Source organism: Cupriavidus cauae (assembly GCF_008632125.1).
In the GTDB taxonomy this organism is placed as follows: domain Bacteria; phylum Pseudomonadota; class Gammaproteobacteria; order Burkholderiales; family Burkholderiaceae; genus Cupriavidus; species Cupriavidus cauae.
This window is the reverse complement of sequence record NZ_VWRN01000023.1, coordinates 118,511-138,849: the sequence shown is the minus strand read 5'-3', so window position 1 is coordinate 138,849 and position 20,339 is coordinate 118,511. Positions and strand designations below refer to the sequence as shown.

General features: G+C 69.1%; 9 protein-coding genes. 2 read left to right on the top strand and 7 right to left on the bottom strand.

The genetic code is table 11. The features are described from left to right. Positions 1 to 100: 100 nt before the first annotated feature. The 3 genes from F1599_RS07725 to F1599_RS07715 form a co-directional block, all read right to left on the bottom strand. Complete coding sequence (locus tag F1599_RS07725) at positions 101 to 1,624, bottom strand: fumarate hydratase (protein WP_149317059.1); 1,524 nt, start codon at positions 1,622 to 1,624, stop codon at positions 101 to 103. A gap of 267 nt (positions 1,625 to 1,891) precedes the next feature. Beyond that, entirely contained in the window at positions 1,892 to 2,440 is a 549-nt protein-coding gene (locus tag F1599_RS07720) for a TIGR00645 family protein (protein WP_149317060.1), read from the bottom strand. Between the two features lie 143 nt (positions 2,441 to 2,583). Next, on the bottom strand, positions 2,584 to 3,585 hold the full coding sequence (locus F1599_RS07715; RefSeq protein ID WP_223819524.1) for a DMT family transporter: 1,002 nt from the start codon (positions 3,583 to 3,585) through the stop codon (positions 2,584 to 2,586). A gap of 305 nt (positions 3,586 to 3,890) precedes the next feature. Between F1599_RS07715 and acs the strand changes: the two genes are divergently transcribed. Further along, a complete protein-coding gene (acs, locus tag F1599_RS07710) occupies positions 3,891 to 5,873 on the top strand; it encodes an acetate--CoA ligase (RefSeq protein ID WP_150082678.1) in 1,983 nt (660 codons plus the stop codon). Between the two features lie 88 nt (positions 5,874 to 5,961). After that, entirely contained in the window at positions 5,962 to 8,013 is a 2,052-nt protein-coding gene (locus F1599_RS07705; protein ID WP_149317062.1) for a sodium:solute symporter family protein, read from the top strand. On the opposite strand, the gene F1599_RS07700 is transcribed toward F1599_RS07705, so the two are convergent. The 4 genes from F1599_RS07700 to F1599_RS07685 all read right to left on the bottom strand — a co-directional run bounded on the left by F1599_RS07700 (position 8,010) and on the right by F1599_RS07685 (position 20,213). Next, positions 8,010 to 9,182: an HlyD family efflux transporter periplasmic adaptor subunit gene (locus tag F1599_RS07700; RefSeq protein ID WP_150082677.1), complete on the bottom strand. Its 1,173-nt coding sequence runs from the start codon at positions 9,180 to 9,182 to the stop codon at positions 8,010 to 8,012. The two genes, F1599_RS07705 and F1599_RS07700, sit on opposite strands and share 4 nt — an antisense overlap. 4 nt (positions 9,183 to 9,186) lie before the next feature. Continuing rightward, positions 9,187 to 11,454 carry a type I secretion system permease/ATPase gene (locus tag F1599_RS07695; RefSeq protein WP_150082676.1) on the bottom strand — a complete coding sequence of 756 codons (2,268 nt, stop codon included), beginning with the start codon at positions 11,452 to 11,454 and terminating at the stop codon, positions 9,187 to 9,189. 109 nt (positions 11,455 to 11,563) lie between these two features. Then, positions 11,564 to 13,048: a TolC family protein gene (locus F1599_RS07690; RefSeq protein ID WP_149317065.1), complete on the bottom strand. Its 1,485-nt coding sequence runs from the start codon at positions 13,046 to 13,048 to the stop codon at positions 11,564 to 11,566. A gap of 229 nt (positions 13,049 to 13,277) precedes the next feature. After that, a complete protein-coding gene (locus F1599_RS07685) occupies positions 13,278 to 20,213 on the bottom strand; it encodes an Ig-like domain-containing protein (protein ID WP_150082675.1) in 6,936 nt (2,311 codons plus the stop codon). Positions 20,214 to 20,339: the final 126 nt, after the last annotated feature.

The following is a 20,339-nucleotide window of genomic DNA, read 5'->3' as shown; positions in this document are numbered from 1 at the left end:
CTCCCGTGCGGGAGAGGGTGGGGAGAGGGCTGGGGAGAGAACAGGGGCGGTGAATCGTACCGGGCGATCGCGAACCGCTATCGCCCGGCAACCACCGACCTTAGACCGCCGCGACCGGGATCTTGCCGATCCTGGCCTGCCATTCGGCGGGGCCGGTCTTGTGCACCGAGGTACCGCTGCTGTCGACCGCCACCGTCACCGGCATGTCCTTGACGTCGAACTCGTAGATCGCTTCCATGCCGAGGTCTTCGAAGGCCAGCACCTTGGCGCCGCGGATTGCCTTCGACACCAGGTAGGCCGCGCCGCCGACCGCCATCAGGTAGGCCGACTTGTGCTTCTGGATCGATTCGATCGCCACCGGGCCGCGCTCGGCCTTGCCGATCATCGCGATCAGGCCGGTCTGCGACAGCATGGTCTCGGTGAACTTGTCCATCCGCGTGGCGGTAGTGGGGCCAGCCGGGCCGACGACCTCGTCGCGCACCGGATCGACCGGACCGACGTAGTAGATCACGCGGTTGGTGAAGTCGATCGGCAGCTTCTCGCCCTTGGCCAGCATGTCGGCGATGCGCTTGTGCGCGGCGTCGCGGCCGGTCAGCATCTTGCCATTCAGCAGCAGCGTCTGGCCCGGCTTCCACGAGGCGACTTCCTCGGGCGTCAGGGTGTTCAGATCGACGCGCCTGGACGTCTCGGTGTTCGGCGCCCACTCGACCTGCGGCCACTGCGACAGGTCCGGCGCTTCCAGCTTCGCCGGGCCGCTGCCATCCAGCGTGAAATGCACGTGGCGGGTCGCCGCGCAGTTCGGGATCATCGCCACCGGCTTGGACGCTGCGTGCGTCGGCGCGGCCATGATCTTGACGTCCAGCACCGTGGCCAGACCGCCCAGGCCCTGCGCGCCGATGCCCAGCGCATTGACCTTCTCGTACAGCTCGACGCGCAGTTCCTCGATCCAGTCCTTCGGGCCGCGGGCGATGATGTCCTGGATGTCGATCGATTCCATCAACGATTCCTTGGCCATCACCATCGCCTTCTCGGCGGTGCCGCCGATGCCGATGCCCAGCATGCCGGGCGGGCACCAGCCCGCGCCCATGGTCGGCACGGTCTTCAGCACCCAGTCGACGATCGAGTCGGACGGGTTCAGCATCACGAACTTGGACTTGTTCTCCGAGCCGCCACCCTTGGCCGCGACCTGAATGTCGACCTTGTCGCCCGGCACGATCTCGTAGTGGATCACCGCGGGCGTGTTGTCCTTGGTGTTCTTGCGGCCGCCTTCGGGCGGATTGACGATCGAGGCGCGCAGCACGTTGTCGGGATGGGTGTAGCCCCGGCGCACGCCTTCATTGATCATGTCGGTCAGGCTCATGGTGGCGCCGTCCCAGCGCACGTCCATGCCGACCTTGACGAAGACGGTCACGATGCCGGTGTCCTGGCAGATCGGGCGCTTGCCTTCGGCGCACATGCGGCTGTTGGTCAGAATCTGCGCGATCGCATCCTTGGCCGCGGGACTTTGCTCCAGCTCGTAGGCACGGCCCAGGCTGGTGATGTAGTCCATCGGGTGGTAGTAGCTGATGTACTGCAGGGAGTCGGCGACGCTCTGGATCAGGTCTTCTTGCTTGATGACGGTCATGTCTTGTGGGGGAGGGCAGTCGGACAAAAGCTGACGAAAATTCCGCCCGGAATCATACACCCCCTCGCAGGACCCGTCCCGGAGGCCGGCCAGCGGTCCGGCATGGAATGTGGCGTAAATTCCATATCATGCGCGAATATCGGCCAAGAGCCGCGACATGCCGCGACATGGCGGCGCATGAAAAAACCGCGGCCGGGAGCCGCGGTCTTCGAGGGCTGGCGCAGTGCCGGCGTCGCGGCCGGCACTGCGGGAGGCCGCCGGGGCGGGTCAGAGCCCCCGATCCTGCAGCGCAGGATGCGAGTGCGTGATCATCTTGTCGACCCACGCCATCGCGATCGCCGAGAACAGGAAGGCGACGTGGATCACCACCTGCCACATGATCGTATGGGTGTCGCGCTGCCCCGCGTCGATGAAGGTCTTGAGCAGGTGGATCGACGAGATGCCGATCAGCGCCATCGACAGCTTGACCTTGAGCACGCCGGCATTGACGTGGTCCAGCCATTCCGGCTCGTCCGGATGGTTGTCGATGCCCAGCCGCGACACGAAGGTCTCGTAGCCGCCGACGATCACCATGATCAGCAGGTTGGAGATCATCACCACGTCGATCAGGCCCAGCACCACCAGCATGATCTTGTTCTCGTCGTACTCGGTGACGTGGGCCAGCAGATGCCAGACCTCCATCAGGAAGTGATAGACGTAGACGCCTTGCGCGACGATCAGGCCCAGATACAGCGGCAGCTGCAGCCAGCGCGAGGCGAAGATCAGACGGGGAATCGGCCGCATCCGTTGCGGCTCCGGCGATAAGTTCGATGCCATGGTGCTTGCGTAGGGGGTTGCCTGGGGTGCCCAGGGATTGCGTGAGAGGTTACGAAAGAGCTTGCATGGAAACGTTGCGCTGCCGGTGCGGCAGCGCGACGTGCCGGCCGGCGCCCCGATCGAGGTTCGGGGCGGCGCCCCGGTCAGCGGCCGCGGGATTGTACCGTGGCGCCGTGGCCGGTCCCGATGCGGGCGGCCTTGTCGCGGCTCTCGCCGCTGTCCCTGCTGTCGCCGCGTTGTGCGGCCGCCGCCCGCGCCAGCCTGCCCGGCCAGCTCGCCAGCGCGATGCCCGCCAGCACGCAGACCAGCGCGACGCCGTGTGCCCAGCCCGGCGTCTCGCCGAGGAACACGATGCCGTAGAGCGCCGCCGCGATCGGCAGCACCGAGGTGAACACGCCGGCCAGCTGCGCCGGCACATGGCGGATGCCCTTCATCCACAGCCAGAACGAGAACACGCTGGCCGACAGCGCGTACCACAGCACCATGGCCCACACATGCAACGGCACGGTCGTCGCATCGAAGTCGAGCAGCGGCACCAGCCCGAGCGGCAGCATCAGCAGGCCGCCGATCAGGTGCGTATAGGCGCAGATCTCGATCGCGGCCAGCGTCTGCGCCAGCCGCTTGGACAGGATCACGTAGATCGATTCGCAGACCACCGCGCCCATCACCATCAGGTTGCCGAGCAGCGCATCGCCGCCGCCGCCGCCGTGGTGGCCGCCCCGCGCGATATTGAGCACCGCAATGCCCGCCACCGCCAGCAGCACCGACAGCACGGTGCGGCGCGACAGCCGTTCGCGCAGCACCAGCCACGACAGGATCGCCACGGTCGCGGGAATGGTGCTGGTGATGACGCCGGCGGACATCGCGCTGGTCAGCCGCACGCCGCCCAGCATCAGCAGCGTGAACAGGAAGGTCCCGAAGAAGGCCTGCAGGAACAGGTTGAACCACTCGCGGCGGGACACGCGGCGCATGCGCGCGGGCCGATACCACGGAGACAGGCAGACGATGGCGACCACGAAGCGCAGCAGCGCGAACAGCAGGATCGGCACATGGGCCACGATCGCCTTGCCGAGGCCGACATTGCTGCCGACCAGCGCCATCGAGGCGGCCAGCAGCAGGGCATTCAGGGGAAGGGAAGGGGGCACGGGATCGGTCTTCGGTGGCACTGCGCGCGGTCGGCTGCAGCGGTCGTCAGCGGACCGCAGCGCGCGCCGCCGCACGCGCCGGGCGATTATAGCTGTGCTAGCCTTAAGGCTTAGGCTTCACATGCGGACGCCATGCGCGCAACGCCAAGCCGGCACCATTGCTGCATCGCAATGCGCCTTCGGCCAGCACGACCGGAAAGGACGGGAACGGACAGCAAGGGAACAGCGTCAGGTTGCAGTAAGCCGCGCAGCGTAGCGTTGCGGCAAAAGTATCGAAGCCATACCGGCCTTTCAGGAGACGAGCTATGTCCGCCATCGAATCGGTGATGCAAGAGCATCGCGTATTCCCCCCACCCGAATCGTTCGCCAAGAGCGCAGCCATTTCCGGCATGGACGCCTACCGTGCGCTGTGCGAAGAGGCCGAGCGCGACTACGAAGGCTTCTGGGCGCGCCATGCCCGCGAGCAGCTGGTCTGGGCCAAGCCCTTCACCAAGGTGCTGAACGAGAGCAACGCGCCGTTCTACAAGTGGTTCGAGGACGGCCAGCTGAACGCCTCGTACAACTGCCTGGAGCGCAATCTCGAAAACGGCAACGCCGACAAGGTCGCGATCGTGTTCGAGGCCGACGACGGCACGGTCACCCGGGTCACCTATCGCGAGCTGCATGCGCGCGTGTGCCAGCTGGCCAATGGCCTGAAGGCGCTGGGCATCGGCAAGGGCGACCGCGTCGTGATCTACATGCCGATGTCGATCGAGGGCGTCTGCGCGATGCAGGCCTGCGCCCGCATCGGCGCCACCCATTCGGTCGTGTTCGGCGGCTTCTCCGCCAAGTCGCTGCAGGAGCGGCTGGTCGACGTCGGCGCGGTGGCGCTGCTGACCGCCGACGAGCAGATGCGCGGCGGCAAGGCGCTGCCGCTGAAGGCGATCGCCGACGAGGCGCTGGCGCTGGGCGGCTGCGAGGCGGTCAAGCACGTGGTGGTCTATCGCCGCACCGGCGGCAAGGTCAACTGGGTAGAAGGCCGCGACCGCTGGCTCGACGAGGTCTGCGCGGGCCAGCCGGAGACCTGCGAGGCCGAGCCGGTCGATGCCGAGCATCCGCTGTTCGTGCTGTACACCTCGGGCTCGACCGGCAAGCCCAAGGGCGTGCAGCACAGCACCGGCGGCTATCTGCTGTGGGCATTGATGACGATGAAATGGACCTTCGACATCAAGCCCGACGACCTGTACTGGTGTACCGCCGACATCGGCTGGGTCACCGGCCACACCTATATCGCCTACGGCCCGCTGGCCGCGGGGGCGACCCAGCTGATGTTCGAGGGCATCCCGACCTATCCGAACGCCGGCCGCTTCTGGGACATGATCGCGCGCCACAAGGTCAGCGTGTTCTACACCGCGCCGACGGCGATCCGTTCGCTGATCAAGGCCGCCGAGGCCGACCAGGCCGTGCATCCGAAGCAGTACGACCTGTCGAGCCTGCGCCTGCTGGGCACCGTCGGCGAGCCGATCAATCCGGAAGCGTGGATGTGGTACCACGAGAATATTGGCCGCGGCCGCTGCCCGATCGTCGATACCTTCTGGCAGACCGAGACCGGCGGCCACATGATCACGCCGCTGCCGGGCGCGACGCCGCTGGTGCCGGGCTCGTGCACGCTGCCGCTGCCCGGCATCATGGCGGCGGTGGTCGACGAGACCGGCCAGGACGTGCCCAACGGCAGCGGCGGCATCCTGGTGGTCAAGCGTCCGTGGCCGGCGATGATCCGCACCATCTGGGGCGATCCGGAGCGCTTCAGGAAGAGCTATTTCCCGGCCGAGCTGGGCGGCAAGCTCTATCTCGCCGGCGACGGCGCGGTGCGCGACAAGGAGACCGGCTACTTCACCATCATGGGCCGCATCGACGACGTGCTGAACGTGTCGGGCCACCGCATGGGCACGATGGAGATCGAGTCGGCGCTGGTGGCCAATCCGATCGTCGCCGAGGCCGCGGTGGTCGGCCGTCCCGATGACACCACCGGCGAGGCCATCTGCGCCTTCGTGGTGCTCAAGCGCGCGCGTCCGAACGACGAGGAGGCCGTGCAGATCGCCAACGAGCTGCGCAACTGGGTCGCCAAGGAGATCGGGCCGATCGCCAAGCCGAAGGACATCCGCTTCGGCGACAACCTGCCGAAGACGCGCTCGGGCAAGATTATGCGCCGCCTGCTGCGGTCGCTGGCCAAGAACGAGGAAATCACGCAGGACACCTCCACGCTGGAGAACCCGGCGATCCTCGAACAGCTGCGGCAGGCCAAGTAAGACCCGCCGCGCGAAGCGGGCGCCATTGCCGCGGCGCCCGCTTCGCGTTTGATCGCCGCCTTCCTCGCTCCCGATTCCGCTCCCGCCCATGGCCCAAGCCCAGTCGCGCTTTCGCCGCCGGCTGCTGCTGTACTACGGCCTGTTCACGCTCGGACTGTTCGGCTTCATCGGCATGATGGGGCTGCTCGAGCGATCCAATGCCGACGCGCTCTGGCTCGGCTACGTCTTCCTCTTCATCACCATCGCGATCTATGCCTGCATCGGGCTGATCTGCCGCACCGCGGACCTGCACGAATACTATGTCGCGGGCCGGCGCGTGCCCGCGATGTTCAACGGCATGGCGATCGCCGCCGACTGGATGAGCGCGGCGTCCTTCATCGGCCTGGCCGGCATCCTGTTCGCCTCGGGCTACGAGGGGCTGGCCTATGTGATGGGCTGGACCGGCGGCTACTGCCTGGTGGCCTTCCTGCTTGCGCCGTATCTGCGCAAGTACGGCGGCTACACGATTCCCGATTTCCTCGCCGCGCGCTACGGCAACGGCAAGCCGGGCGGCAACCTGCCGGTGCGCGGCATCGCGGTGCTGGCCGCCTCGCTGTGTTCCTTCGTCTATCTGGTCGCGCAGATCCAGGGCGTCGGGCTGGTGGTCACGCGCTTCATCGGCGTCGACTTCGCCGTCGGCGTGTTCTTCGGCCTCGCCGGCATCCTGGTCTGTTCCTTTCTCGGCGGCATGCGCGCGGTGACCTGGACGCAGGTCGCGCAGTACATCGTGATGATCGTCGCCTTCCTGACCACGGTGTCGATGATCGCGTGGAAGCATCACGGCGAGGCGGTGCCGCAGCTGGGCTACGGCACGGTGCTGACCGATGTCGCGCAGCGCGAGCGCGAGCTGCTGCGCGATCCGGGCGAGCTGGCGGTGCGCGAACATTACCGGCAGCAGGCGATCGAGCTGCAGGAGCGCATCGCGCGGCTGCCGCAGTCCTTCGACGAGGTGCGCGACGGGCTCAATGCGCGGCTGCTGGAGCTGCGCGCCCGCAATGCGCCGCTGCGCGAGATCAAGGCGGTCGAGCGCGAGCGCGCCGACTATCCGGCGGACCCGGCCGCGGCCCTGCAGCAATGGACGCAGCAGCGCGAGGACGCGCTGGCGCGCAGCCAGCCGCCGGTGCCCGCCACCGAGCCCTATCCGTCGCCATCCGAGGCGGAGCGCAAGACCGAGCGGTTGAACTTCGTGCTGCTGACCTTCTGCCTGATGCTCGGTACCGCCAGCCTGCCCCATATCCTGACGCGGCTCTACACCACGCCGTCGGTCAAGGAGAGCCGCAATTCGGTGGCCTGGGCGGTGTTCTTCATCGCGCTGCTGTACGTCAGCGCGCCCACGCTGGCGGCGCTGGTCAAGTACCAGTTCCTGCATCATCTGGTGGGCACGCCCTATGCCGATCTGCCGGCGTGGGTCATGCAATGGCGGCGCATCGACCCGCCGGTGTTCGGCATCCGCGACGTCAATGGCGACGGCATCGTGCAGTGGGCCGAGGTGATGATCCAGCCCGACATGATCGTGCTGGCCGCGCCGGAAATCGCCGGGCTGCCTTACGTGATTTCCGGGCTCGTCGCCGCCGGCGCGCTGGCCGCGGCGCTGTCGACCGCCGACGGGCTGCTGCTGACGATTGCCAACGCGCTGTCGCACGACGTCTTCTATCACATGGTCGATCGCGGCGCGAGCCAGCAGCGGCGCGTGACCACCGCCAAGATCCTGCTGCTTGGCGTGGCCCTGTTCGCGGCCTACGTGACCTCGCTGCGGCCCGGCAACATCCTGTTCCTGGTCGGCGCGGCGTTCTCGCTGGCGGCGTCCAGCTTCTTCCCGGTGCTGGTGCTGGCGATCTTCTGGAAGCGCACCACCGCGGCCGGCGCTTTCGCCGGCATGCTGGCAGGGCTGTCGGTGTCGATCTACTACATCTTCGTCAACTACCCGTTCTTCACGCGGATGACCGGCATCTTCGGCGACCGCTGGTTCGGCGTCGATCCGATCGCCTCGGGCGCCTTCGGCGTGCCGGCGGGGTTTGCGGTCGCCATCGTGGTAAGCCTGCTGACGCGGCGCAATGCGCCGGTGATCGACCGGCTGGTGACCTATCTGCGCAAGGGCTAGCGCTCGCGCAGTGCCTCCGCGGCGCGGTTCAGCGGCTTGACCAGGTAGTCCATCACGGTGCGGCGGCCGGTGCGGATCTCCGCGGTCGCCACCATGCCCGGCAGGATCGGATGGCGCTTGCCGTCCTTCGTCTCCAGGAACGCATGCTGGGTCAGCACGTAGACGCGGTAGTAGTAGATGCGCCGGTCGACCTGGTCCTCGATGGTGTCGGGCGAGATGCGGTCCACCCTGGCCGGCAGCGTGCCGTAGATCGACGGCTCGAACGCGGTGATCTTGACCGTGGCCTCCTGGTTCGGATGGATGAAGGCGATGTCGCGCGGCGACAGCCGCGCCTCGATCAGCAGCTGGTCGCCCAGCGGCACGATTTCCATCAACACGCCGCCCGGCGTGATCACGCCCCCGATGGTCGAGACGCGGATGTCCTTGACGATGCCGCGCGCGGGCGAGGTGATCGCCGTGCGCCGCAGCTGGTCGGCGCGTCCCTCGCGCACCTTCAGCAACGGGCCCAGGTCCGCCATCGTCTTGGCGTAGTCCGCCTTCAGCGCGACGTAGTACTCGCTCTGCGTCGAATCGAGCTTGGTGGCGAACTCGGCCACCTTCTGCCGCAGCCGCAGGATCTCGACCTCGTTGGTGGCGCCGGTGCGCAGCAGCGGCAGCGCGATCTGCAGCTCCTGTTCGGCCAGGCGCAACTGCTGGCGCAGATTGGCGAGGTTCTCGCGGAAGGCGCGGCGGTTGGCGATGAACAGCTGCCGCTCGCGCTCGACCACGGCGGTGTCGCGCGCCAGCTCGGCGGGGAAGGCCACCGCGTCTGCGTCGTTCATCTCCGCGTGCAGCCGCGCGGCGCGCGCCTGCAGCGCGGCGATGCGCTCCAGCGTCTCCTCCATCGACGAGCGCGCCTGCACCGGGTCCAGCGTGGCCAGCTGCTGGCCGGCCTCGACCACGTCGCCTTCGCGTACCGCCAGTTCGGCGAGGATGCCGCCCTCCAGGCTCTGGATGATCTGGCCCTTGGAGGCCGGCGTCACCTTGCCTTCGCCGACCGCCACTTCGTCCAGGCTGGCAAAGGCGGACCACAGCAGGAAGGCTGCGATCGCGCCGATGCCCAGCCACAGCAGCAGGCGCGCGCCACCGGCGCCGTCTTCGAATCGTGCACGCATCGAGATCTTGTCCATGGGGCTACTCCGCGGCCGGGGCCGCGTGGGCGGGCGCCGGCGACGATGGTTGCGCGGATGGTTGTGTCGGCGGTTGGGCCGATGCCGCCGGCCGTGGCGGCGCCGTGCGCTTGAGCGCGGCCAGCACCTCGTCCTTCGGCCCGTCGCGCACGATGCGCCCGCGGTCGACCACGATGATGCGGTCGACCAGCGACAGCACCGGATAGCGATGCGTCGCCACGATCAGCGTGCGCCGGCCCATCCATTGCCGCATCCGTTCGATCACCGCGAGCTCGGTGCCCTCGTCCAGCGAAGCGGTCGGCTCGTCCAGCAGCAGCACCTGCGGGTCGCGCAGGAAGGTGCGGGCGAGGACCAGTACCTGCTTCTGGCCGCCGGACAGGCCAAGCCCGTTCTCCCGGATGCGCAGGTCCAGCCCGTGCGGCTGGTTCAGCAGCAACTGGTCGGCGCAGGCAATGCGCAGCGCGCGCAGCAGCTGCTCGTCGGTGGCCAGCGGATTGGCGATCAAGAGGTTGTCACGCAGCGTGCCGTAGAAGGGGCTCGATTCCTGCAGCACGCTGCCGATGTCGCGGCGGATGTCGGCGACATCGATCAGCTCCATCGGCGTGTCGTCGAGCACGATGCGGCCCTGCGTCGGCGAGGCCAGCCCGCCCGCGAGCCGCAGCAGCGTCGACTTGCCGGCGCCGACGCGCCCCAGGATCGCGATGCGCTCGCCCGGCGCGATGCGCAGCTGCGGGATCGTCAGCACCGGCCTTTCCTGCGGATCGAAGCTGAAGGCCACGTTCTCGAAGCGATAGCCGCCGCGCAGCACGGGCTTGTGATAGGCGTCCTTGTCGGGATCGTGGTCCACCGGCAGCCGCAGCAGCTCGTCCAGCGCCTTCTTGCCGACGCGCGCATTCTGGATGCGGCCCAGTACCGCCGGAATCTGCGCCAGCGGCGCGATGGTGCGGCTGGTCAGGATCGAGCAGGCCAGCACCGCGCCAAAGGAGAGATTGCCGTCGAGGATGCCGTAGACGCCGGCGATCACCACGCCGACATAGGCGACCTGCTGCACCGTCTGCGACACGTTGACCAGCAGCCCGGCGATGAAGCGCTGCTTCAGCCCGATCTCGCCGTTGACGTGGTTGGCCTGGTCCCACAGCCCGCGAAAGCGTGGCTCGGCCTGCAGCGACTTGATGTCCTCGGCGCGGTAGATCGATTCCATCAGGATCGCATTGCGCAGCGCGGCCTCGGCCATCCCTTCGCGCGACAGCCGGGCCAGCGGTATCTGCGCCAGCAGCCCCGGCAGGATCAGCAGCGGAATCGCCGCCAGCGGAATCACCACCAGCCAGCCGCCCAGCACCCAGATGATGAACAGGAAGGCGGCGACGAAGGGCAGGTCGATCAGCACGCCCAGCGTGCTCGAGGTCAGCAGCTCGCGCAGCTGTTCGAGGTCGCGCAGCTGCGCGATCAGCGTGCCGGGCGAGCGCGGCCGCGCATCGTTGCGGATATCGAGCACGCGGGCGAAGAACATCGCCGACAGCTTCATGTCGACGCGCTTGCCGAAATGATCGGTGATGGAGACGCGCGCGGTGCGGATCAGCAGCTCCAGCGCGAGGGCGAGCGCCACGCCCGAAGCCAGCACCCACAGCGTATGGAGCGAGCGCGCCGGCACCACGCGGTCCCACACCTGCATCGCGAACAGCGAGGTGCCGACCGCCAGCAGGTTGCCGAACAGCGAGCCCAGGCCGAGGTCCAGCATGGTGCGCCAGTGCGCGGTGAAGATGCCGGTCAGCCACGAGTCCGGCGCCGCGCGCAGATAGGCATCGAGCCGGTCGCCGCGGCGAGCGGTGCGCGCCTGCACCAGCAGCAGCTGGCCGCTCGCCTCGCGCGCCAGCGCGTCCAGCGTCAGGCTGCGCTCGACCGGCTTGCCATCGAGCGGCAGCAGCAACGTGGCCACGCCGTTGACCACGGCGATCACCATGCCGACCTGCCGGCCCAGCGGCACCAGCACCGGCAGCATCACCGGCGACAGCGAGGCCGGCGGCAGCTCGACGAATTGCGCGGACAGACCGGCCGATGCGGCCAGCTCGACGATGGCGGTGTCGCGCTGCTGCTCGCCGCGCCCGACCCACGCCGCGGCATTGCGCAACTGCTCGGGCGAGGCCTGCACGTTGAGCCGCCGCGCGGCGAGCAGCATCGCATCGATCCACGGCTGCAGCGTGGCATCGGCCTCGGGCTCGGCATGCTGCGAAGGCGCGGGCGCTGGCGCTGGCGGTGGCGTTTGCGATGGCATTTGCGATGGCATTTGCGATGGCGTATGCGGTGGCGTATGCGGTGGCGCTGACGCTGGCGTGTGCGGGGACTGCCCGGCGGCCTGCGCCAGCGCGCTCAACGGAGTGGGGTCATTCATCGCGTGCGCCTTCCTGCTGCCGCAGCAGCTCCACGAACTTGCCGACCGCGGCATACGCCTTGATGCGGGCGCGGATGCCGTCGGCCATGGCGTTGATCCATTCTTCCTCGGCGAGGAAGATCTCGCGGTCGCGCGTGATCACCTCGGTCAGCGAGCGCTTGTTCAGCATGTATTCCTGCCAGTACAGATTGCGCGACGAGCGCGACAGCTCGATCACGTTGCGGTAGCTGGCGAGCCGCGCGGCCGCGCCTTCCGCTTCGGTCTGCGCCGCGTACAGCGCGGTGCGCGTGCGCAGCCGCTGGTTTTCCAGCGCATCGGCGGCGGCGCGCTCCTGCGCCTGCGCGGCGGCGATGCGGTGCTGGGCGAGCCGGCCCAGCGAGAAGTCGCCGCGGATCGACAGGCCGACCCAGGTGTCGTCGTTGGCGTTGGCGCGTCCGGTCGACAGCGAGCGGCTGACGCCGACGCTGACCGAGGGATAGCGCTCGGCCTTGGCCAGATCGACGTTGGCGGCGGCCGCATCGACCGCCGCGCGTGCCGCCAGCACCGACGGCGTGTCGTCGATCTGGTCGTCGCGTCCGCCCCCGCCGTCGCGCGTGATCCGCTCGATCACGCCGCCGGTGTTGGCCAGGTCCGCCACCTGCTGCGGACGCGCGCCGATCAGCTCGGCCAGCTTGGTGGCCGCCACATCGAAGCGGTTGCGGGCCTTCAGCACCTCGGCGCTGGCGCGTAGCGTGGCTACCTCCGCCAGGTCCCGGTCGGACGACACCGACAGTCCCGCGCGCACGCGCTCGCCGATGCGGGCGCGCGTTTCGTTCATCGATTCCACCTGCCGTTGCGCGGCCGCGATCACGGCCTGGCTGGCGGCCAGTTCGACGAAGGTGTCGGCGGTATTGGCCGCCACCGTCTCGACGGTATCGGCGAGCTGATGCTGGCTCTTGCCCAGATTGGCGTCGGCCGCCGAGACCTTGCTGCGGGTGCGGCCGAAGTCGTATAGCAGCTGGCTGGCGCCGACCGAGGCGCGCGAGCCGAGATCGTTGCCGCCGCTGCCGAAGCTGCCGCCATAGCCGGGCTGCACGCCGTATTCGATCTTCGGATACCAGGCGGCCTTGGCCACGGAGATTTCGGAGAGGTTTTGCGTAACCACCGCGTTGGCGCGGCTGATGTCGGGATGGCGCGCGATCGCGATGCCGACCGCGTTGCGCAGCGTCAGGCCGTCGAGGGCGATGCGTTGCGGTGCCGAGGGGCCCGGCATGCCGGCCGAGCTTGCCGGGGCCGTGGACGTCGAAGCGGTATAGGGCGCGGCCGACGCCGGCCCGGAGCAGGGCAGCACCAGCAAGGTCAGCGCGGCCAGCGCGGCCGGCGCAGTAAAGGCGGACAGCGTCGCCGACGAGGGCGTAATGCGCAGCGTGTACCCGGCGGGAAGCCGGGAAAGGAGCGCGCGCTGCCGGGTCCGCGCTCCGTTGGCAAAGAGGGCCACGATGGATCTCAACAATGTCGGTTTCACGAAATCACCACGCTTCGCGGTGAAGGCTTTGACATGTGGCCACGCATCGGTCGCGAGGCAGCGTCGCGGCCGACGGGGTATTGCAGGGTGGATCGATGCGGTGGGGCGGGTCTCCTTGTCGTGGTGTGAATGCGGTGAGAGCGCGGCGAGAAAGCGTCTGGCGAAGCGGGCGGCGGAACGGGGGGACCGCCGCCCGCTTCGCTCAGACGAGAACCTGGCGATTGGCCAGCAGCGTCTCCATATCGGTGTTGACGTTGGTCAGCGTGACCAGCGTCTCCGAGCCGAAGGCGGCGCCGGTACCGTCGCGGTCGATATGGATGACCGTATTGGTGCCGTCGTTGGTGACGCTGAGGTAGTCGCCGATGTTGTCGCCGTCGTCGATCGTCGCCACGCCGTTGACGTAGTGCGCCGGGCCATCGCCGTCGCCGGTGTAGCCGACTAGCAGACTCGACAGGTCGATCACGTCGGATGCCGCCTGGCCCGGCGCGGTCCCCACCGTGAAGTCGGTGATGACGTCGCTGCCGTTGCCACCGGTACCGTCGTTGGCGGTGACCTCGTACAGGAACACGTCGCCGCCCGCGCCGCCGCTCATCGTGTCGTTGCCGGCGCCGCCGATCAGCAGGTCGTTGCCGTTGCCGCCGTTCAGCGTGTCGTTGCCCGCGCCGCCGCGCAGCAGGTCGTTGCCGTCGCCGCCGTTCAGCGTGTCGTCGCCGGCGTAGCCGTACAGGCGATCGCTGTTGCCGGTGCCATCGACCGTGTCGGCGGACGAGGTGCCTTCGACGATCGCGGTGGACTGGCTCGAGCCGAGCAGGCCGGCGAGTACCTCGGCGCTGGCGAGCTGGGTGGCGTTGGCGGTATCGGTCAACCCGGTGGTGTCGGTCGCGGTGATCGTGAAGTTCGACAGCAGGTCCAGGCTGACGCCCAGCAGCCCGCCTTCGATCGTCACCGAGCCGAGCAGCTCGTTGAGCCGCAGCGTATCGATCGGCCCGCCGTCGGCGGAAGTGATCGTCAGCGTCGACACTGCCGCGATCACGCCCAGGATGCCCGGGTCGTGCAGCGGAACCACGTTGATGCCCAGCTCCGCGGCAAGCTCGGCGTTGTATCCCAGCCGCTGCAGCGGCAGGCCGATCAGGCCGCCGTAGCGCAGCACCACCTGCTGGATGTTGTTGTTGTAGTCGCTCGCGCCGAACACCTGCTGCGAGCTCAGGTCGATCAGGCCCAGCACATTGGCGTCGACGATGCCGAGCAGCCCGCCCGATTCCTGCGCCGACACCTCCGGAGCGACATTGGTGGAGATCGTGAAGGTCTGCGTGTCGCTGCTCGCGCCGATATTGCCGGCGGCATCGATCAGCCGCACCGTCACCGAGTGGTTGCCGTCGGCGAACTGGTGATTGGGTGCCGACCACGACCAGCTGGTGCCGTTGACAGTGGCCTGCGTCCAGGTGGTGCCGCCGTCGTAGCTGACCTCGACGCGGTCGCCGTCGGCCAGCGGAGCGCTGAGCGTTCCCGAGAAGGTCGGCGCGGTATCGCCGGTGGTCCAGTCGCCCGCGGTGCCCGTGTCGTCCGTCATGCCGGTGATGGCGAGCGTCGCGGCCGGTGCCGCGGTATCGATGGTCAGATCGAAGGCCGTGCTGCTGCCGCTGGCATTGCCCGCCGCGTCGGTGGCGACCGCCGTCAGCGAATAGCTGCCGTCGGCCAGCGCCGTGGTCGGCGTGAAGGACCAGTTGCCGGTGCCATCGGCGGTCGCCGTGCCGACCAGCGTGGTGCCGTTGAAGATGCGCACGGTGCTGTTGGCCTCGGCTGTGCCCGCGATGGTCGGCGTGCCATCGTTGGTGCTGCCGCCGGAGGTCAGCGGGCCGCTGGCCGGGTCGACATCATCGGTCACGCTGACGATGACCGGCACGATTGGCGCCACGGCGTCGACCGTCGCGCTGCCCGGCGCGCTGGTGTTGCCGGCGGCGTCGGTGGCGGTGGCGCTGACGACGGTACCGTCGGCCAGCGGGGCGGTCGGCGTATAGGTCCAGTTGCCACTGCCGTCGGCCGTGACCGTGGCCTCGGGCGTGCCGTCGCCATTGGTGTCGATCGCGATCGTGCTGTTGGCCTCGGCGGTGCCTTCGATCACCGTGCCGTTGGTCGGCGCGATGACCGGCGCGGCCGGCGGCACGGCATCCACGGTCGCGGTGGCCGGCGCGCTGGTGTTGCCGACGGCATCGCGTGCCGTGACGCTGACGACGGTGCCGTCGGGCAGTGGGGTCGGCGGCGTATAGGTCCAGTTGCCGCCGCCGTCGGCCGTGACCGTGGCCTCGGGCGTGCCGTCGCCATTGGTGTCGATGTCGACGGTGCTGTTCGCTTCGGCGGTGCCCTCGAGCAGCGTGCCATCGGTCGGTGCGATGGTCGGCACGCCCGGCGGCAGCGCATCGACCGTGGTGGTCGCCGGGGCGCTGACGTTGCCGGCGGCATCGCTGGCCGTGACGTTGACCACGGTGCCGTCGGCCAGCGGAGTAGTCGGCGTATAGGTCCAGTTGCCGCTGCCGTCGGCCGTCACCGTGGCGTCGGCGGTGCCGTCGCCGTCGGTGTCGATATTGACGGTGCTGTTCGCATCCGCCGTGCCCTGCAGCAGCGTGCCGTCGGTGGGCTGGACCGTCGGCGTGCCTGGCGCCACCGCATCGACGGTGGCGCTGCCTGGCGCGCTGGTGTTGCCGGCGGCGTCGGTGGCCGTCGCGCTGACGACGGTGCCGTCGGCCAGCGGGGTGGTCGGCGTATAGGTCCAGTTGCCACTGCCGTCGGCGGTGACGGTGGCATCGGGCGTGCCGTCGCCATTGGTGTCGATCGCGATCGTGCTGTTGGCCTCGGCGGTGCCTTCGATCACCGTGCCGTTGGTCGGCGCGATGACCGGGGCGGCCGGTGCGACCGAATCGATGGCGATAGTGGCCGGTGCGCTGGCGTTGCCGGCGGCATCGGTCGCCGTCACGCTGATGGTCGTGCCATCGGCGATCGGCGTCGTCGGCGCATAGCTCCAGTTGCCGCTGCCATCGGCGGTCACGGTGGCATCGGGCGTGCCGTCGCCATCGGTGTCGATGGCGATGCTGCTGTTGGCCTCCGCGGTGCCGGCGATGGTGCCGCCATTGGCTGTGGTGATGACCGGGGCGGCCGGCGGAGCGGTGTCGACCGTGAAGTCGAACGCGCCGCTGGCCGGGCTGATGTTGCCCGCCGCGTCGGTGGCGACTGCCGTCAGCGAGTAGCTGCCGTCTGCCAGCGGCGAGGTCGGCGAGAACGTCCAGTTGCCGGTGCCGTCGGCGGTTGCCGTGCCGATCAGCGTGGTGCCGTTGAAGATCTGCACCGTGCTGTTGGCTTCCGCGGTGCCGGCGATCGTCGGCGTGGCGTCGTTGGTGCTGTCGCCGGAGGTCAGCGGCGCCGAGACCGGATCGGCGTCATCGACGACCGACGTGATGGCCGGGGCTGCGGGTGCCGCCGCATCGACCGTGGCGGTGGCCGGTGCGCTGGTATTGCCGGCGGCATCGGTGGCCGTGACGGTAACGACGGTGCCGTCGGTCAGCGGCGTAGTCGGCGTATAGGACCAGTTGCCGGTGCCGTCGGCGGTGACCGTGGCGTCGGGCGTGCCGTCGCCGTTGGTGTCGATGTTGACGGTGCTGTCAGCCTCCGCGGTGCCTTCGAGGACCGAGCCGTTGCTGGGCTCGATCGTCGGCACGGCGGGAGCGGCGGCATCGACGGTGGCGGTGGCCGGGGTGCTGGTATTGCCCGCGGCATCGGTGGCCGTGACGCTGACGACCGTGCCGTCGGCCAGCGGGGTCGCCGGCGTGTAGGTCCAGTTGCCGGCGCCATCGGCGGTGACCGTGGCATCGGGCGTGCCGTCGCCATTGGTATCGATACGGACGGTGCTGTTGGCTTCGGCGGTGCCCTCGAGCTGGATGCCGTTGGTCGGCGCGATGGTCGGCGTGCCCGGGGGCAGGGCATCGACCGTCGCGGTGGCAGGAGTGCTCGCGTTGCCGGCGGCATCGGTGGCGGTCACGCTGACCGTCGTGCCGTCGGCAAGCGGCAGGCCCGGCGAGAAGCTCCAGTTGCCGCTGCCATCGGCGGTCACGGTGCCGTCCGGCGTGCCGTCGCCATTGGTGTCGATCGCGATGCTGCTGAAGGGGTCGGCCGTGCCCGTGATGGTGTCGGCGCTGGCCAGCAGGATGACCGGAGCGGCGGGCGCGGCGGTATCGACGGTGAAGTCGAAGGCGGCGCTGGCCGGGCTGGTGTTGCCCGCCGCGTCGGTGGCGACTGCCGTCAGCGAGTAGCTGCCGTCGGCCAGCGGCGTGGTCGGCGAGAAGGTCCAGTTGCCGCTGCCATCGGCGGTCGCCGTGCCGATCAGCGTGGTGCCGTTGAAGATCTGCACGGTGCTGTTCGCTTCCGCGGTACCGGCGATCGTCGGCGTGGCGTCGTTGGTGCTGTCGCCGGAGGTCAGCGGCGCGGAGACTGGATCGACATCGTCGACGACGGTGTCGATCGAGGGCGCGCTCGGTGCCGCGGCGTCGACGGTCTCCGTGGCCGGCGCGCTGGTATTGCCGGCGGCATCGGTGGCGGTGACCTCGACGACGGTGCCGTCGGCCAGCGGCGCGGTCGGCGTATAGGTCCAGTTGCCGGCGCCGTCGGCGGTCACCGTGGCATCGGCCGTACCGTCGCCGTTGGTGTCGATATTGACGGTGCTGTTGGCTTCGGCGGTGCCCTGCAGCAGCGTGCCGTTGGTCGGTGCGATCGTCGGGGTGCCCGGTGCCACCGCATCGACGGTGGCGGTGGCCGGTGCGCTGGCGTTGCCGGCGGGATCGGTGGCGGTGACACTGACCGTCGCGCCATCGGCCAGCGGCGTAGTCGGCGTGTAGGTCCAGTTGCCTGCACCGTCGGCGGTGACCGTGGCGTCGGGCGTGCCGTCGCCGTTGGTGTCGATGGCGATGGTGCTGTTCGCGTCCGCGGTGCCGGCGATCGTGTTGCCGTTGGCCTGCACGATGACCGGAACGGCCGGCGGCGCGGTATCGACCGTCAAGTCGAATGCCGTGCTGGCCGGGCTGGTGTTGCCGGCCGCATCGGTCGCGGTGGCCGTCAGCGAGTAGCTGCCGTCGGCCAGCGGCGTGGTCGGCGTGAACGTCCAGTTGCCGCTGCCGTCGGCGACGACGGTGCCCAGCAGCGTGGTGCCGTTGAAGATCTGGACCGTGCTGTTCGCTTCCGCGGTGCCGGCGATCGTCGGCGTGGCGTCGTTGGTGCTGCCGCCAGAGGTCAGCGGGCCGCTGACCGGGTCGGCGTCGTCGGTGACGCTGGCGATGGCCGGTGCAGTCGGCGCGACGGAGTCGATGGTGGCGGTGACGGGCGCGCTGCCGTTGCCGGCGGCATCGATAGCGGTCACGCTGACGACGGTGCCGTCGGGCAGCGGCGTGGCCGGCGTGTAGCTCCAGTTGCCGCTGCCGTCGGCGGTGACGGTGGTATCGGGCGTGCCGTCGCCATTCAGGTCGATCGCGATCGTGCTGCCGGCTTCGGCCGTGCCGGCCAGCGTGGTGCCGTTGGCCTGGGAGATGGCGGGCGCGGCCGGCGGCGCCGTATCGACCGTGATGATGAAGGCGGTGCCGGGACCGCTGACATTGCCGACCGCATCGGTGGCCGTGGCGGTCAGCGAATAGTTGCCGTCGGCCAGCGGCGTGGTCGGCGTGAAGGTCCAGTTGCCGCTGCCGTCGGCGACGACGGTGCCCAGCAGCGTCGTGCCGTTGAAGATCTGCACGGTGCTGTTCGCTTCGGCGGTACCGGCGATCGTCGGCGTGGTGTCGTTGGTGCTGCCGCCCGAAGTCAGGGGCCCGCTGACCGGATCGGTGTCGTCGGTGACGCTGGAAATCGCGGGCGCGGCGGGGGCGGCCGCGTCGACGGTCGTGGTCGCCGGGCCGCTGGTATTGCCGGCCGGGTCGGTCGCGACCACGGTCACCGTGGTGCCGTCCGGCACCGGCGAGGTCGGCGTGTAGGTCCAGTTGCCGCCGCCGTCGGTGACGACCGTCGCATCGGGCGTGCCGTCGCCGTTCAGGTCGATGCCGACCGTGCTGCCGGCCTCGGCGGTACCGCTCAGCGAGGTGCCATTGGTCGGGTTGACGGTTGGGGTGGCTGGCGGCTGGGCGTCAACCGTCGTCGTGGCCGGCTCGCTGGTGTTGCCGGCGGGGTCGGTCGCGACCACGGTCACGGTGGTGCCGTCGGGCAGCGGCGAGGTCGGGGTGTAGGTCCAGTTGCCGTTGCCGTCGGCGATGACGGTGGCATCCGGCGTGCCGTCGCCGTTCAGGTCGATGCCGACCGTGCTGCCGGCCTCGGCGGTACCGCTCAGGGTCGCGCCATTGGAGGGGTTGAGCGTCGGCGTGGCCGGCGCCGTGGTGTCCACCGCCAGGTCGATCACCGTGGGCTCGCTGGTCTTGCCATCGGCGCCGGTCTGCGTGACGACGATCTGATGCTGGCCGGCGGCCAGCGCCGGCGGCGTGTAGCTCCAGTTGCCGTTCGCGTCGGCGTTGACGGTCACCGGCGGCTGGCCATCGATCGAGATCTGGATGCGGCCGTTGGGTAGGGCACCGGTGCCCTGCAGCGTCGGCGTGGCGTCGTTGGTTGCGCTGCCGTTGGCGATCGTTCCCGTCACCGGAGACTGGTCGTCCAGCAGGCTGACGGTCGGACGACCGGGCGCCGGCCGGCTGTCATCGCCACCGCCGCCGCCACCGCCCGCTGCCGCCGCGATCACGCCGGCGCCCGCCGCCAGGCCGAGGATGCCCAGCAGCGCCGCGCTGCTGTCGGCGATCGGCTCGTAGACCACCGCCGATTCGAGGACATTGTCGCCGCCTGCCATCAGGGCCTGGTCGAACGTGGCCAGCCAGCGCGCATCGTCCTGGACGAACACCAGATTGTTGAAGTTCACGCCATTGGCGAAGAAGCCCTGGATGCGCAGCGTCTGTCCATCCTTGAACTCGATCAGCAGGTCGTTGCCTTCGCGCGCATAGTTGGCGACGTTGTCCTTGTTGCCTGCGACCAGGAAATTGGCGGCACCCTCGGGCGCCGCGATGGTCTTGGTCCCGACGGGCACCGCGACATCGATGTGGTTTTGCAGAACTGCTGACGAAGCCATGCCTATCTCCTTGGGTCGATCGAGATTACTGCTCGCTATTGGAGATGCAGCGTATAAGTGATTCGCAAGTGGCGATATGGGTCTGTCTGTTCGGTAAGCGATATAGTGCGTGCGATTGATATGGTT

Coding starts and splice junctions, on each gene's coding strand:
- F1599_RS07705 (WP_149317062.1), top strand. CDS start 5,962: ATGGCCCAAGCCCAGTCGCGCTTTCGCCGCCGGCTGCTGCTGTACTAC.
- F1599_RS07685 (WP_150082675.1), bottom strand. CDS start 20,213: ATGGCTTCGTCAGCAGTTCTGCAAAACCACATCGATGTCGCGGTGCCC.
- F1599_RS07700 (WP_150082677.1), bottom strand. CDS start 9,182: ATGGACAAGATCTCGATGCGTGCACGATTCGAAGACGGCGCCGGTGGC.
- F1599_RS07720 (WP_149317060.1), bottom strand. CDS start 2,440: ATGGCATCGAACTTATCGCCGGAGCCGCAACGGATGCGGCCGATTCCC.
- F1599_RS07725 (WP_149317059.1), bottom strand. CDS start 1,624: ATGACCGTCATCAAGCAAGAAGACCTGATCCAGAGCGTCGCCGACTCC.
- F1599_RS07695 (WP_150082676.1), bottom strand. CDS start 11,454: ATGCCATCGCAAACGCCACCGCCAGCGCCAGCGCCCGCGCCTTCGCAG.
- acs (WP_150082678.1), top strand. CDS start 3,891: ATGTCCGCCATCGAATCGGTGATGCAAGAGCATCGCGTATTCCCCCCA.